Here is a 15,362-nt window from a genome sequence, read left to right on the forward strand (position 1 = left end):
GGGGCAGATCGGCAGCTTCCGCACCGGCGCCCATTTTTTCAGCCCTTCTTCCTGGTCATGAAGGCGGCCAAGGCCGGGCCGCTTCTGGCGGATTTCCAATTCCCACGATCACGATCTCGTGTGCGTGAAACGTTCCAGCTTGCCGGAACGAACCAGGAAAGGGCTCAACGCGCCGCTGGCGCAAATTCAGGAGGAAACAATGCATTCACTCAGGTTGGTCACGATGGCCGGTCTTGCCTGTCTTTTCGCTTCGCAGGCCTTTGCGGAGGATGCGATGGGGACAATGACGGTGATGAAGGGTGGGGAGGTCATGGCGATCATGCCCGATGGGCATATGGGCACCATGATGCCCGACGCGAAGATGAGCGCCGAAATGATGAAAATGGCGAAACCGATCAAGCATTGCATGATGTTGATGACCGACGCCAAAGGCAAGACATTCATGATCGACACGTCTTCGGCAAAGGCCCAGGCCGAATGTAAAAAAATGGCGATGTGACAAAGAGATCATGGCAAGAAAACCCGCCGGTTGCTGCCGGCGGGTCCACGATGCGAGACAAGGCCAGAAGGTCTAGGCCTTCTTCCTGGTCATGAAGGACGTCAAGGCTGCGCGGGCCTCGTCGGATTTGAGCCGCTCGCGGAAATGCTGGCTTTCCTGGCCGATGCGCTCGACAAGGGCGTCGCGCGAGCCGCGCATCAGGTCGCGCGCGATCTTCAGCGCTTGCGGCGGTTTGGCAGCGATCTGGCCCGCCGCCGCCAATACCGATGCTTCGAGTGCCTCTTCCTCGACCACCTCGTAGATCAGCCCGGCGGCCTTCGCCCGCTCGGCCGAAAAGCCCTCGCCGAGGCCAAGCAGCGCGAAGGCGCCTTGGCGGCCGAGGATCTGCGGCGCGAGCAGGCTCGAACCGGCCTCCGGCACAAGGCCGAGATCGACGAAGGGCGTCCGGAATAGTGTGCGCGGCGTGGCGAAGGTCAGGTCGCAATGCAGGTTGAGCGTGGTGCCGATACCGACCGCAATGCCGTCGACGCCCGAAACCATCGGCTTTTCCACCTTGGCCAGCGCCATCAGGAAATCCCAGACCTCGGAACCGCCTTCGCCGCCCGAGGCGACGACCATGAAATCGGCAAGGTCGTTGCCGGACGAGAAGGCACCGGGGACGCCGAGAAAGACATGGACGCGGATCGCCGGATCGGCGTCGCCGCCGGCAAGAGCCGCCGACATCGTCGCGTACATGGCGCGGGTCAGGGCGTTCTTCTTGTCCGGACGGTTGATGCGGATGATCTGGATGGCGCCCTGGCGCTCGACGAGGATGTGGTCTGTCACGGATTGGTCCTTTGTGAATTTCGGGCCTTTGTGAATTTCGGCGCGTGCGAACGTCAGGCTGAGATCAGCGCCTTGCCGGCAACTGCAAGGCTGTCGGCGCCTTCGACGACGCGCTCTTTGAGCGCGGCCACTTCGCCAAGCAGGTTCTCGGCGAAGAACCGGCAAAGCGCGATGCGGTTTTGGTCGGCAAGCGCGCCGCGCGCCAGATAGGCCCCGCCTGCGGCAAGCGAGATCAGCCTGAGATAGGGCGTGGCGCCGGCCAGCGCCTCGTCCGATCGGCCTTCGGCTTGCAGGTCTTGCAGGAAACGGGTTGCCTGGGAGAGCTCGTCGAGCGCCTGGTCGAGGCGATCGGCGGTGCGGCCGAAGCCTTCAAGGTTCGACGCTCGCGCCGCATCGGCGACGGCCTTGAGTTCGGCGATGTAGCCATGCACATGCCGGCCGCCGCCGAGCGGCAGCTTGCGTGTCACCAGATCGATCGCCTGGATGCCATTGGTGCCTTCGTAAATGGGCGCGATGCGCGCGTCGCGATAAAGTGCTGCGGCCCCTGTCTCCTCGATGAACCCCATGCCGCCATGCACCTGCAGCCCGAGCGAGGCGACCTCGACACCGACATCGGTCGAAAAGGCCTTGGCCAGCGGCGTCAACAGATTGGCGCGTTCCTGCCAGTGCTTTGCATCTTCGCTCTGCGACGCAAGATCGATGGCGTGGGCGCAGGAATAGCAGATGGCACGGGCAATCTGGGTCAGCGCCTTCATGGTCAGAAGACTGCGCTGGATGTCGGGGTGATGCACGATCGGCGCCATGCCGGCACCGCGATAGCTCGCCGCTTTGCCTTGCCGGCGGTCGTTTGCATAGGCGAGCGCCTTCTGCGTCGCCGCCTCGGCGACGGCGACGCCCTGCATGCCGACGGCAAGGCGCGCATTGTTCATCATGGTGAACATGCAGGCGAGGCCCTTGTTCTCCTCGCCGACCAGCCAGCCGATCGCGCCGGGCCTGCTGCCTTCGAAGCCATCGCCATAAATCATCGTGCAGGTCGGCGAAGCGTGGATGCCCAGTTTGTGCTCCAGCCCGGAGCAGAAGACGTCGTTGCGCCTGCCCAGCGCGCCATCGTCTCCGACGAGGAATTTCGGCACCAGGAACAAAGACAGGCCGCGCGTGCCGGCCGGCGCGTCCGGCAGCCGCGCCAGCACCAGATGGATGATGTTGTCGGTGAAATCGTGCTCGCCATAGGTGATGAATATCTTTTGCCCGAAGATGCGGTAGGTGCCGTCGCCGGCCGGTTCGGCGCGGGTTCGCAAGGCATTCAGGTCCGAGCCTGCCTGCGGCTCGGTCAGGTTCATGGTGCCCATCCATTCGCCGGAGACCAGTTTTTCCAGATATTCGACCTTGAGTGCCTTCGAGCCATGCTTGTCGAGTGCTTCGACCGCGGCCATGGTCAGCGTCGGGGCGATGCCGAACGCCATCGAGGCGGAGTTCCACATTTCGAGCGCGGCGACGCCGAGCATGGCCGGCAGCGCCTGGCCGCCATACGCTTCCGGCGCGGACAGCGCATTCCAGCCGCCGCCGATCCAGCGGCGATAAAGTTCCTTCCAGCCAGGCGGGGTAGTGACGGCAGCGCCGTTGAGCACCGCGCCGTGCTGGTCGCCGACCGTGTAGAGCGGCGCCACCTCCTCGCTGGCGAAGCGGCCGGCCTCGGCCAGAATGGCGTCGACAAGGTCCTCGCCGAGTTCGCCAAAATTGCCTGCATCGAGCGCCGGCTTCAAGCCGGCGACATGCTTCAGGGTGAAGGCGATTTCCTCGACCGGTGCCCGATACATGGCGCTCGCTCCTCCTCAGTCCAGCCCTCCCCAGTCTGGCAGGTCTACTTAAGACCTGTGCCGATGCAAAATCATCTGCTTTCGGAGTTCCCTGTCCATCTTCTTTTTACGTAAACGTCAAACTTTGTCACGCGGATTTTGCAATTGCCACGACGCAGGCTAAATTCGGCAAGAGAGAGCAGAACACCGAAATAGGATTGCCTCGTGCTCGCACGACCTGACACCTATCGCTGTAGCGAATGCGCCTGCTCTGGCGGACGGCCGGTTTTTGCTATCATGAAGGTAAGGTCGAGAACGGTGCAGCCTATTGGTCGGATCGCGGCATATTGTGCTCACCACCATGTTCGCTGACCCCTCATCGCAAACGCGAGGCCGAGGGAACGCTGTTGCAAGTGCCGGCGCTCGACCCGTTTCATATCCCCTCTCGCCAGTGACAACCATCAAGACCATCGACGGAGAAGCTGACCGAGCCGTGGCATGCGCGGGCCGCGATCGAAAGCATTTCCTTAACCAGGGCGGTTCAGGATTTGGCTTTGGCCAGCAAGGATCTGCTGTTTGAAAACGCCGGCGCGCCCCCTTGTCCGCTCAGCGCTTCTCCTTGTCGCGGCAGCGATGACGCTGGCGCTGACGCCGGCAAAGGCCTCGGATTTCTCCGAACCGTGGAAGGATGCGGACCGGGCGCTGGTCGTCGACGCCTACGAATACAATTCCATCGACTGGACCCGACTAGCCGCCGACAAGCGTCTTGTCGGCTTCATCAACAAAGCATCGGACGGAATGCCGCCACCCTATTTCTGTTTCGGCGACGAGACCGAGACGCGGCTGTGCAAGACGCTCTGGAAACGCCATGCGATGGCACAGGAACTGTTCCAGACGCGCAAGGTGGTGGCCAAGGCGCTGGGCCTGAAATGGGGTGCCTATCATCTCGCCCGCCCCGGCAACCCCGTGGGACAGGCCAATAATTTCATCAATTTCGTGAAACCCGGGCCGGATGACCTGCTTGCCCTCGACATCGAGGACGATGATCCCACCCAATGGATGTCGCTCGAGGATGCCGAGGAATTCGTGCGCCATGTGCATCGTCGGGTTGGCCGCTTTCCGGTGCTCTACACCAACGACACGACAGCCCGGCATATCGCCGACAACAAGTATAAATACCCGCTCCTGTCCCGGCTGCCGCTGTGGTATGCGCGCTACAAGCCAGACATCGGCGTGCATTTTCCGATGGGCAACTGGCAGGGTTATGCGCTCTGGCAGTTTTCGGCGCGAGCAAATTGCGGCCGGTTCCGCTGCCCTTACAGGGTCGCGGGCACACCCAACGATATCGACGTCAGCGTCGCGCCGATGAACGCCACGGAATTGCGCGCGCAGTGGCCGTTCGGCGGCCTGATCGACGTGCAGCCGGATTATCTCGCCTCGATACCGGTGCCGCTCTCACGCGAAGCCGGGCTCGCCGGCGGCACCATCACTTACGCAAGCGTGACGCCAGCAAGCTTCGAGGAGATGGTCGCGGTATTCAGGGCGCGCCTGGCCAGGTTCAGCAGCGGCTTTCAAATGGCTGCGGCGAAGGCGGCACCGGGCCTTCTGCGCGGGATTGCCGAATATGTCGCCTGGACGCGAAACGAAAAGCGTGCGGCATCGGTGCCAGGATTTGTCTCCACCGCCGATGCGGTCAGCAGCTTCTCGACCGAATTCGACCACGGCTTGCGCTGAGGCCGAAGCATCAGTTCGCCTGCTCGCGCGCCACCGCCAGCCAGCCAATGTCGCGGCGGCAAAAGCCTTGCGGCCAGTCGATCCGCTCGAGCGCGGCGTAGGCCTTCTTCTGCGCCTCGCCGACCGTGCGGCCGGTCGCCGTGATGTTGAGCACGCGACCGCCATTGGCGACGAGTGCGCCGCCGTTGATGGCGGTGCCGGCATGAAATATCTCGACGCCCTCAGCCGCCGCCGCCTCGACGCCGCGGATGACCGAGCCCCTTTCCGGCGTGCCGGGATAGCCCCTGGCTGCCATCACCACGGTGAGCGCCGCCTCGTCGCGCCAGCGCACCGAAGTATGCGCCAGCTGGCCGTCGGCGGCTGCGTTGAGCAGGACGAGCAGATCGTCCTTCAGCCGCATCATCAGCACCTGGCATTCCGGGTCGCCGAAACGGGTGTTGTATTCGATCAGCTTCGGCCCGCTGTCAGTGATCATCAGCCCGGCAAACAGCACGCCGGAAAACGGAGCGCCTGTTTCAGCCATGCCGCGCATGGTCGGCTCGACGATCTCGCGCATGGTTCGGTCGATCATTTCCGGCGTCATCACCGGGGCCGGCGAATAGGCGCCCATGCCGCCGGTGTTCGGGCCGGTGTCGCCGTCACTGAGGCGCTTGTGGTCCTGCGCGGTGCCGAAGGGCAGCGCGGTGGTGCCGTCGCACAGGCAGAAGAAACTTGCTTCTTCGCCGACGAGAAACTCCTCGACCACCACTTCCGCGCCGGCCTGGCCGAAGGAGCCGTCAAAACAGGCGTCGAGCGCGGCCAGCGCCTCGTCAAGCGTCATGGCGACGGTGACGCCCTTGCCGGCGGCGAGGCCGTCGGCCTTGATGACGATCGGCGCACCCGTCTTCTCGACATAGGCCCTGGCCGAAGCCAGATCGTCGAAGCGGCCATAGGCGGCGGTCGGGATGCCGTATTTGGCGCAGAGGTCTTTGGTGAAACCTTTCGAGCCTTCCAGCCGTGCCGCTGCCTTTGACGGTCCGAAGACGCGGATGCCCTCGGCGCGCAGGTCGTCGGCAATGCCGGCGACCAGCGGCCCTTCCGGCCCGACCACGACGAGGCCTATTTCATTCTCGCGGCAAAACCGGACCACCGCTGCGTGATCGGCAGTATCGAGCCTCACCAGTTCGGCTTCGTGGCCGATGCCCGGATTGCCGGGCGCCGCGTAGAGTTTGGTCAGCAGCGGCGACGCCGCGATCTTCCAGGCCAGCGCATGCTCTCGTCCGCCAGAGCCGATCAGCAAAACACGCATGCCCAGATTCCTCGTCATTCCACGACCAGGACTGCGCTATTGCGCCGCGCGCGACGGGTCAAGACATTTGGCTGCCGAAGCGCCGATTGCGCGTGGCGAGCGTGCGGGGGCTGCTTGACGCTTGACGGCATTCGCCTCTGCTGCCACTCCAGCAAAATGGAAACCGTCCAGTCGAAAGCGGCCCAGGGCCGCGTCGCCGATGCGCCGAGCGGCCACTGGGTCTATCGCGTGCTGCCGCGGCGGTTGTGGCCCTATGCGCAGCTTGCCCGGTGGGACCGGCCGATCGGCTGGCAATTGCTGCTGTGGCCATGCTGGTGGTCGGCTGCGCTTGCCGCGAGCGCCTATCCGCGTCCGACGGACCCGCTGCTCTCGCTGCTGCCGTCGCCGTGGTATCTGCTGCTGTTTTTTCTTGGCGCGTTCGCCATGCGCGGCGCCGGCTGCACCTACAATGATTTGGTCGACGAGGACATCGACAACCAGGTGGAACGCACGCGCTCGCGGCCGCTGCCGGCCGGCAAGGTCACGCGCCGGCAGGCCTGGATGTTTGTTGTCGTGCAGGCACTGGTCGGCCTTGCCGTGCTTTTGCAGTTCAACAGCTTCGCCATCTTGCTCGGCATCGGCTCGCTGGTCATCGTCGCCGTCTACCCGTTCATGAAGCGGTACACCAATTGGCCGCAACTCGTTCTCGGCCTTGCCTTTTCCTGGGGAGCGCTGATGGGATGGGCGGTCGAGTTCGGCGATCTCGATGGGCCGGCAATCATGCTCTATATCGGCTCGATCCTGTGGGTGATCGGCTATGACACGATCTATGCGCATCAGGACAAGGAAGACGACGCCATCATCGGCGTGCGCTCGACGGCGCGCCTGTTCGGCGACAATACCAAGGTCTGGCTGGCCGGGCTTTATGGCGGAGCGCTGGTCTGCTTCGCCATCGCCTTTGCCTCGGCACAGGCACCGGTGCCTGCACTGGCCGGGCTGATCGCCGCCGGCGCGCATCTGGCGCGGCAGATCGGCGTGCTCGACATCGACGACCCGGACCAGTGCCTGAGGCTGTTCAGATCGAACAACCAGGTCGGCTGGCTGATCTTCCTCGGCCTGATCGGCGGCGCGGCCTGGGTGGCGCTGAAGCCGCTGGTTTAGCTACTCCCGCGAAATGAGCTCCTCGCCGCCGATGACCAGCCTGAGGCCGAGGTCGCCGGCGCGGCGGCGGGCGAGGAAGCGCGGGCGGCGCATGGTCGAGACGCGACCCTTGCGGCGGTCCTGCGCCGGCAGCGCCTTGATGGCGGCGCCGAGCGATTCCTCCAGCGTGCGGGCAATGCCGTCGGCCTCGATCAGCAGCATCGGCAGGCGGTAGGCGTCGGCCCAGGCGCGCCAGTCAGCGGCGACGTCGTCGAGATCGTCGGCGACCAGCAGCGGCACCGACAGCATCGGGTCATTGTGCAGAAGCTCAAGCGTCACTGTGACATTGCCATCCGGATCCTCCATCGCGCGGGCGGCGACGCCGCGAAACGCGTTGGCGGGCAGAGCGATGATCGCCGGCACGCCGCTCATCTCCAGCGTGCGGCGGATAACCGCGCCGCGCTGGTCGATGGTGAAGGTAACGTCGCCATAGTCGTCGCGGGTGGCGTAGCTCACCACTTGCGGCAGGCGGAATGGGTCGAGGCGCATATTGCGCCCGGCCCAGACTGGCTTCAGTCCAGTGTTCATATCGTGCCTTTCCTGTTTCTCCTGAGAGCCGGTGTTTCCGGTTCTCCGGGCCGGTTTTCCCAGCCTCGTTTGTGGAGAAACATTAGCGCGGGCTTCTTATCCTCGCGCTTAAGAAAGTCGGTTAAATTTTGCTGATCCGGGGCGGATGGTTATCGGAATGCCAACCGGCGCAGGCCGGCGAAAGGATCAGATAACCTTACCCGGATTCATGATGCCGGCCGGATCGAAGGCGGCCTTCACCCTGCGCATCAGCTCGATCGCCATCGGCGGCGCCGTCGCGATCAATTCGTCCCGCTTCAACTGGCCGATGCCGTGCTCGGCCGAGATCGAGCCATGAAACGCGCGCACGACGTCGTGCACGGCCTTGTTCATGACGTGGTAAAGGCCGAGAAACGCCTCGTCATCGCCGTCGACCGGCCGGGAGATGTTATAGTGCAGGTTGCCGTCGCCCATGTGGCCGAAGCAGACGACGCGCGCGCCGGGACTGACCGATTGCACGGCGCCGGCGGCCTTTTCAATGAAGGGCGGGATTGACGCCACCGGCACCGAGATGTCGTGCTTGATCGAGGCACCTTCCGGTTTCTGCGCCTCGGGCAGCACCTCGCGGAAATTCCAGAACGCATCGCCCTGGGCCATGCTTGCCGCGATCACCGCATCGCCGACGATCCCTTGCTCGAGGCCTGCCTCCAGCACCTCCTCGATCAGCGCCCTTGCATCGTCGGCCGAACGGCCCGACGAGATCTGCATCAGCACATACCACGGCCAATCGCCGGCAAGCGGCCGCACCACGCCTTGTGCGTGGGCAAGCGTGAAGTCGTAAGGCCTCTGGCCGATCAGCTCGAAGGCGGTGAGCGCTGCCCCTGCACGGTCCATCGCCAGGCTGAACAGCGACAATGCCGCCTCCGGCGATGACAGGCCGGCAAACGCCACCTCGCGCCCCTTGGGCTTGGGGAACAGCTTGAGCACGGCGGCGGTAATGATGCCGAGCGTACCCTCGGCGCCGACGAACAGGTTCTTCAGATCGTAGCCGGTATTGTCTTTTTTCAGCTTGCGCAGATCGTCGAACACTTCACCGGTCGGCAGCACCACTTCGACGCCGAGGCACAGCTCGCGCGCATTGCCGTAGGCAAGCACGCCGGTGCCGCCGGCGTTGGAGGAGAGATTGCCGCCGATCTGGCAGGAGCCTTGCGCGGCAAGCGACAGCGGAAACAGCCGGTCGGCGGCATCGGCCGCTTCCTGCAGCGTCTGCAGGATGACGCCGGTTTCGACCGTCACCGTGTTGGACAGCGTATCGATCTCGCGGATGCGGTTCAGCCGCGACAGCGACAGCACGATCTCGCGGCCGGATGCGTCCGGCACCTGGGCGCCGACCAGCCCGGTGTTGCCGCTTTGCGGCACGATGGGCGTGCCGGTTTCGGTTGCCAGCCGCATGATGCGGCTGACCTCCTCGACGCTCCCCGGCCTCAGCACCAGCGCCGTCCTGCCGTGCCAAAGTCCGCGCCGCTCGGTGAGGTAAGGTGCGATGTCCTGCTGATCGCGCAGCGCATATTTATCGCCGACGATTGCCGCAAAGCGCGCGATGACGGCGGGGTCGAGATCGGGGGAAATGTCGTTCATGGGTGGAAACTATGGTGCTCAATCCATCTTGTCACGCGGGGCGATCTTGTCACGCGGGGCGGCGGCGCGCGAAAGCCGGTCATTGATCGCCTCGCCCAGCCCGTCGAACGGGATCGGCTCGACGGCGATGGTTTTGGCGCCGCTGCCATCGAGATCCTGCAGATGGGCGAAGAGATTGCTTGCCGCCTCGCGCAGGTCGCCGGTCTCCGACAAATTGCGCAGTGCGGCTGCATCGCGCCAGCCTTCGGCACGGCGGCGGCCGAAGGCCAGCAAGGCTTCGCCCGGCGCGACCTTCGCAGCATTGAGCCGCACTGCCGCACCTGGCGCATAGTGCGAGGCGAGCATGCCGGGCGCCTCGATGCCCGAAGCGCCGCGCAGCAACTTTGTCCCGGCCACTGCTTCGATCTCTTCGGCGGCAATGCCGCCCGGCCGCAGCAGCCGCAGCTTTCCAGCTTCGACCTTGACAATGGTCGATTCCAGCCCGACCGGCGTCGCGCCGCCGTCGACCACAAGCTTGATCCGGGGACCGAGATCGGCGGCCACGGCCTCGGCCGTCGTGGCGCTGATCCTGCCCGAGGAATTGGCGCTTGGCGCCGCCAGCGCGCGGCCGAACCTGGCGATCAGCTCGCCGCCAAAGCCTTTCGGCATGCGCAGCGCGATCGTTTCCAGACCGGCGGTGACCAGCGGATGAATGCCGTTGCCGGGCCGTTGCGGCAGCACCAGCGTCAGCGGCCCCGGCCAGAATGCGTGCGCCAATCTTTCCGACAGCGGGTCGAACAGCGCGATGCGCTCGGCCATCGCCGGGTCGGCTATATGGGCGATCAGCGGGTTGAAGCGAGGGCGGCCCTTGGCTTCGAAGATGCGGGCCACGGCAACGCCGTTGGTCGCGTCGCCGGCCAGCCCATAGACGGTCTCGGTCGGGATGGCGACGACATCGCCGCTCTCGAGCAGCGCCAACGCCCTTTCCATCGCCTCGCCGACGGCACGAATTTCAGCCACTGTCGTCACCTCACGGATGCGGGTGCCTAATACGCTGACGCCGACGGAGCAAGTCCGGGCGTAGGCGAATCGCAAATCGCTAAAATGCTATGTTTCCCCGCAAGCCGGCATCAACTGCCCTCGGCTAGGGTGCCGCCTTGTTGGGCAAGGGGAATTATCATGCTTTCGCTGCGTATCCTTGGAGCGCTTGGTCTGGCGTTTATGGCCGGCACGGCACAGGCCTCGTCGCTCGTTTTTCTCGGGCAAACGACGGCGACGCCTTCGGTTGTAAATGCCGGCGCGCTCGAACGGGCGAAAACACCGTCGATCGTCGCGCTCGGCGAGAAGTTGCCTGACGTCAATGAAAACGTCGCCGATGAAAAGGTCGCGGCAATCCCGAGCCAGCCGAGTCATGGCTTCGACGGAAGTCCGATGATCATTCGCGGCGGTATCGTCGGCGATGCCTTTGCAACGCCCGCGCCCAAGGCCGCGCCGGCCACCGCTGCCGCGCCCGCCGCGGACAGCAAGGCCGACCCAAAGGTCGCCAGCAAAACCCCTGAACCAGCTGCGCAGCAGCCTGCGCCGCTAGCAGCTCCCGACCAGCCGAAATAGCGCCACAAGCGATGATTTTTCCCGGACGTCAGCCGGCTATCTTGGAGAAATCCGCGACCCGGTCGGTCGCCGCGCGGATGCGGGCGAGCAATGCCAGGCGATTGGCACGCACGGCCTGGTCCTCATCGTTTACCAGGACTTTCTCAAAGAATGAATCAACCGGCTCGCGCAACACGCTAAGCGCCAGCATGGCGGCGGAAAAGTCTTCGTTTTGAATTGCTTCGCCGGCTTGCTTCTCGGCCTGATTGACCGCGGCGTACAAGGTTTTTTCGGCGCCCTCCCGGAACAGCGCCGGCTCAACACGGTCGGCGATCGTCGTGTTCTTCTTCTCCTCGGCAGCCACGATGTTGGCAGCGCGCTTGGTGCCGGCAAGCAGGTTCCTGCCGTCCTCGCTGTCGAGGAAGGAGCCAAGCGCTTCGACGCGGCGGACGATTTGCAGGAGGTCGTCGTTGGACGATTGGCCGATCTCCCCCCTAGAGGGGGAGATGCCCGGCAGGGCAGAGGGGGGCGCGACAGAATGAGAGGCTGGCGGGACAGCGCCCCCCTCTGTCGGCTGCGCCGACATCTCCCCCTCTAGGGGGGAGATCGGGCGCGAACCTGCCGCCAGAACCGCGTCGATCAGATCATGCCGCGCGCCCTGATCGCGGAGATAGACTTTCAGGCGGTCGTGGAAGAAGGACAGGAGATCGGCAATTATCTCAGACGCGGAATGGTCCGGTAATTCGACGCCGCGTATTTCCGAGGACAGCGAACCTGCCCGTTCACTGATCAAATCGTCGGCTGATCCAACGCCAGTAGTGAAATCGCCCTCGTCGTCCGCTCGCCAAACCACCGAAAACCGATTGCCGCGATTGAAGGTAAGCCCGAACAGCGAGTTTAAAAACTGGCGCTGGAGCGGCAGTCTCACCCCGTTCTCGACCAAAGTCCTGACCACTCCCAGCGCCGCTCTTCTGAGCGCATAGGGGTCCTTCGATCCGGTCGGCTTTTCATCAATAGCCCAGAACCCGACCAGCGTGTCGAGCTTGTCGGCAAGCGCCACGGCCACCGAAACCGGATCAGTTGGCACGCGATCGGACGGTCCCTGCGGCTTGTAGTGTTCCTCGATCGCCGCGGCAACGGAAGGATGCTCGCCCTGCAGCAGTGCGTATTTGCGGCCCATGGCGCCTTGCAGTTCCGGGAACTCGCCAACCACTTCGGTGGTGAGGTCGGCCTTGGCGAGCACGGCGGCGCGGCGCGCCAGCGCGGTAATCTCCCCCCTCGAGGGGGAGATGTCGCCGAAGGCGACAGAGGGGGTCGGCACGTCCTGACGCGACGCCCTCTCGCGGACAGAGGATGCCGGCGCTTCACGCGAGGCGACCCCCTCTGGCCTGCCGGCCATCTCCCCCTCAAGGGGGGAGATCGACTGCGCCACGAGCGGCGCCAATTCTTCGGCCAACCTGGCAATCCGCTCCACCCGCTCGCCCTGCGTGCCGAGCTTGGCATGAAACGTTACATTGAGGTGGTCGAGGCGGGCCATGCGCTGGTCGAGCGGTTTTTCTAGATCAAGCCCGAACTTTTCCGCCGATGCCTGCAGCTGGTCGAGATCCGGCAGGTCGCCCTGGTCGGTCTTCCAGAAATAGAGCGCGTCGGACAGGCGCGCGCGCACCACCTTGCCATTGCCATGGGCGATCTCCTTGCCGCCATCCTTGGCCTCGATATTGGCGGTCAGGATAAAGCGGTTGGAAAGCTCTTCGCCCGCGCCATGTGGCCGCGTCACGAAGCACTTCTGGTTGGCGCGGATGGTGAGCCTGATTACCTCGGCCGGAATGGCGAGAAAATCCTGCTCGAATTCGCCCATCAGCACGACAGGCCATTCGACCAGGCCCGACACTTCCTCCAGCAGCCCCTCGTCCTCGACGAGGTCGAGCCCGCTGGCGAAGGCGAGGTTCCTGGCATCGGCAAGGATGATCTCTTTGCGCCTGTCGGCATCGAGCACGACCTTGGCCGCCTCAAGCCTGGCGACATAATCGTCGAAGCGGCGCACCGTGATGGCGCCAGGCGCATGGAAACGGTGGCCGTAGGTGATATTGCCTGAGCGGATGCCGTCGATCTCGAAATCGACGACCACCGGCTCCTCGGTTTCGGGGCCGAAGGTGCACAGGATCGATTGCAGCGGCCGCACCCAGCGCAGCGAGCCGGGCTTGGCCGAAGCCGGCCCCCAGCGCATCGATTTCGGCCAGGGGAAGTTGCGGATGATGCCCGGCACCAGCTCGGCGATGATCTGCTCCGCCGGCCTGCCCGGCCTGGAAATATGGGCGACGTAGAAGTCGCCCTTCTTCGGATCGGAATGAACATGCGCCTCGGCAATCGAGGCAAGGCCGGCCTTGCGCAGAAAACCCTGCACCGCCGGCTCGGGCGCCTTGGTCGAGGGCCCCTTGATCTCCTCGCTGATGTCCTTCGAGCGGGCGGTCAGGCCGCGAATGTCGAGCGTCAACCGGCGCGGCGTCCAATATTCGCGCGCCGCCTCGTAGGTCAGCCCGGCGTCGACCAGCCCGTCGGTCAAAAGCTTCCTGAGATCGCCGGCAGCCTTGCGCTGCATGCGGGCGGGAATCTCTTCCGAACGGAGTTCTAAAAGCAGGTCGGGCATCGAAGGAACTCATGGACAAAAATAGCCGCCGCTTCGCGGCGACCTCCCCCATCGAGGGGGAGGTAAGCGGGGGCATAGCAACTCGGCTGGCCGCTGTCACCCTTCCCCGCTCGATCGGGACATCTAACGGCGATTTCCGAAAAAATTCAGCCGCCTGTCGGACACGCGCCGGTCCGCCCGTCCTTGGATCAAAGATTTCCCTGAACCGAACGCAGCGCTGAAGCGACCAACGCTCAGGCAGAGAGCTATTGGCTGACCGACCATGAGAACGGCATCGACATTCCTGCAGATCCTCGCGCTCAGCGCCTGCTTCACGGCGCAAGTTCATGGCACGTTCTCGATGCCCGGCGTCAGGCAGGCGCTGCGGACAATAGCCGGTGCAAGCGGCCAAGGCACGTTGCCAATCAGCGCCCCTGCCGAAACCGCCTGGAGCTAAGCCGCCAAGCCGCCCGCCTGCGTCAGCAAAAACGCCTCGCCGCAGGCCTTGGCCAGATTGCGAACGCGCAGGATGTAACTCTGGCGCTCGGTGACCGAAATGACGCCGCGGGCATCGAGCAGATTGAAGACGTGGCTGGCCTTGATGCACTGGTCGTAGGCGGGGAATACAAGGCGGTGATATCCCTCCCTCTTGAGCGGAAGGTGGCCAGACAAGGTCTGGCCGGGAGGGGTCGCTCGTGCAGTGCTCGACGTTTTACTTGTGGTGCCTTCTGAGGTGACCCCCTCTGCCCGCTTCGCGGGCATCTCCCCCTCAAGGGGGGAGACAGGCGCGCCGGCTTCGAGCAGCGCCTTGCACTCGGCTTCGGCGTCCTCGAAATGCCTGAGCAGCATTGCGGTGTTGGCGAATTCGAAATTATGGCGCGAATATTCCTGCTCGGCCTGCAGGAAGACGTCGCCATAGGTCACCTTGTCGGCGCCTTCGCGGCCGTTGAAGTTGAGGTCGTAGACATTGTCGACGCCCTGCACATACATGGCCAGCCGTTCCAGCCCGTAAGTGAGCTCGCCCGCCACCGGTGCGCATTCGATGCCGCAGACCTGCTGGAAATAGGTGAACTGCGACACCTCCATGCCGTCGCACCAGCACTCCCAGCCGAGCCCCCAGGCGCCCAGCGTCGGGCTTTCCCAGTCGTCCTCGACGAAGCGGATGTCATGCAGCAGCGGATCGATGCCGATCGCGGCCAGCGAGCCGAGGTAAAGCTCCTGCAGATTGGGCGGATTGGGCTTCAGGATCACCTGGTATTGGTAATAGTGCTGCAGCCGGTTCGGGTTCTCGCCATAGCGGCCGTCCTTGGGGCGGCGCGAGGGCTGGACATAGGCCGCGTTCCAGCGTTTTGGGCCGAGCGCGCGCAATGTCGTTGCCGGATGGAATGTGCCGGCGCCGACTTCCATGTCGTAAGGCTGGAGGACGACGCAGCCATAGTCCGCCCAATAATTATGCAACGTCAGGATCAGCCCCTGGAACGAGCGGCTGGGGTGCATGTGGGCAGGGATATCAACGGTCACGGCGGCCTCGGCGGGAAAGGCGGGATGCCGGCACGTCCTAGATGCCTGGCCAGCAAGCGTCAAGGCAGAGGGGGTCAGGCCTTTGAAGGTGTTCCCTTTGTAACTTGTTTCTTGCCGACTCTGCTATGAAGGCAGGTGCGGTGGCGGACGGGAGACCGGAGCATCTTTGGGTGATCGAGC

The 15,362-nt window shown here is 64.3% G+C and carries 13 protein-coding genes; 5 read left to right on the forward strand and 8 right to left on the reverse strand.

Annotation, left to right across the window (positions count from 1 at the left end; all coding sequences use genetic code 11):
• Positions 1-223 precede the first annotated feature (223 nt).
• Entirely contained in the window at positions 224-499 is a 276-nt protein-coding gene (locus tag NKH16_RS15070; protein ID WP_023674100.1) for a hypothetical protein, read from the forward strand.
• A 72-nt stretch (positions 500-571) separates the two neighbouring features.
• Here NKH16_RS15070 and NKH16_RS15075 read toward each other — a convergent pair whose 3' ends face one another.
• Complete coding sequence (locus NKH16_RS15075) at positions 572-1,324, reverse strand: crotonase/enoyl-CoA hydratase family protein (protein WP_352449912.1); 753 nt, start codon at positions 1,322-1,324, stop codon at positions 572-574.
• A 53-nt stretch (positions 1,325-1,377) separates the two neighbouring features.
• Positions 1,378-3,141 carry an acyl-CoA dehydrogenase family protein gene (locus tag NKH16_RS15080; RefSeq protein ID WP_352900113.1) on the reverse strand — a complete coding sequence of 588 codons (1,764 nt, stop codon included), beginning with the start codon at positions 3,139-3,141 and terminating at the stop codon, positions 1,378-1,380.
• A 612-nt stretch (positions 3,142-3,753) separates the two neighbouring features.
• On the opposite strand from NKH16_RS15080, the gene NKH16_RS15090 reads away from it, so the two are divergent.
• Complete coding sequence (locus tag NKH16_RS15090) at positions 3,754-4,854, forward strand: glycoside hydrolase family 25 protein (protein WP_352830926.1); 1,101 nt, start codon at positions 3,754-3,756, stop codon at positions 4,852-4,854.
• A gap of 10 nt (positions 4,855-4,864) precedes the next feature.
• Here the strand turns inward: NKH16_RS15090 and purD are convergent, their stop codons facing one another.
• On the reverse strand, positions 4,865-6,142 hold the full coding sequence (purD, locus tag NKH16_RS15095) for a phosphoribosylamine--glycine ligase (protein ID WP_352900116.1): 1,278 nt from the start codon (positions 6,140-6,142) through the stop codon (positions 4,865-4,867).
• 156 nt (positions 6,143-6,298) lie between these two features.
• Between purD and ubiA the strand changes: the two genes are divergently transcribed.
• The gene (ubiA, locus tag NKH16_RS15100) at positions 6,299-7,282 is read left to right on the forward strand and encodes a 4-hydroxybenzoate octaprenyltransferase (RefSeq protein WP_352900143.1); all 984 of its coding nucleotides are present in this window, start codon (positions 6,299-6,301) and stop codon (positions 7,280-7,282) included.
• Here ubiA and NKH16_RS15105 read toward each other — a convergent pair whose 3' ends face one another.
• From NKH16_RS15105 to NKH16_RS15115, 3 genes are all read right to left on the reverse strand, one after another.
• Entirely contained in the window at positions 7,283-7,849 is a 567-nt protein-coding gene (locus NKH16_RS15105; RefSeq protein WP_023674094.1) for a DUF6101 family protein, read from the reverse strand.
• Positions 7,850-8,035: 186 nt separating this feature from the next.
• Complete coding sequence (locus NKH16_RS15110) at positions 8,036-9,466, reverse strand: FAD-binding oxidoreductase (protein ID WP_352900119.1); 1,431 nt, start codon at positions 9,464-9,466, stop codon at positions 8,036-8,038.
• A gap of 18 nt (positions 9,467-9,484) precedes the next feature.
• Positions 9,485-10,465 (reverse strand): L-threonylcarbamoyladenylate synthase, encoded by a 981-nt coding sequence (locus NKH16_RS15115; RefSeq protein WP_352737076.1) that lies wholly within the window; start codon positions 10,463-10,465, stop codon positions 9,485-9,487.
• Positions 10,466-10,624: 159 nt separating this feature from the next.
• Here NKH16_RS15115 and NKH16_RS15120 point away from each other — a divergent pair, with 159 nt between their 5' ends.
• A complete protein-coding gene (locus NKH16_RS15120) occupies positions 10,625-11,056 on the forward strand; it encodes a hypothetical protein (RefSeq protein WP_352900122.1) in 432 nt (143 codons plus the stop codon).
• Positions 11,057-11,084: 28 nt separating this feature from the next.
• On the opposite strand, the gene glyS is transcribed toward NKH16_RS15120, so the two are convergent.
• On the reverse strand, positions 11,085-13,682 hold the full coding sequence (gene glyS, locus NKH16_RS15125) for a glycine--tRNA ligase subunit beta (RefSeq protein ID WP_352900125.1): 2,598 nt from the start codon (positions 13,680-13,682) through the stop codon (positions 11,085-11,087).
• Between the two features lie 262 nt (positions 13,683-13,944).
• Between glyS and NKH16_RS15130 the strand changes: the two genes are divergently transcribed.
• Positions 13,945-14,118, forward strand: a complete 174-nt coding sequence (locus NKH16_RS15130) for a hypothetical protein (protein WP_352501982.1) — start codon at positions 13,945-13,947, stop codon at positions 14,116-14,118.
• Here the strand turns inward: NKH16_RS15130 and NKH16_RS15135 are convergent.
• On the reverse strand, positions 14,115-15,182 hold the full coding sequence (locus NKH16_RS15135; RefSeq protein ID WP_352900128.1) for a glycine--tRNA ligase subunit alpha: 1,068 nt from the start codon (positions 15,180-15,182) through the stop codon (positions 14,115-14,117). The two genes, NKH16_RS15130 and NKH16_RS15135, sit on opposite strands and share 4 nt — an antisense overlap.
• Positions 15,183-15,362 lie beyond the last annotated feature (180 nt).

It is taken from the genome of Mesorhizobium sp. M1307 (assembly GCF_040318155.1).
Lineage (GTDB): Bacteria > Pseudomonadota > Alphaproteobacteria > Rhizobiales > Rhizobiaceae > Mesorhizobium.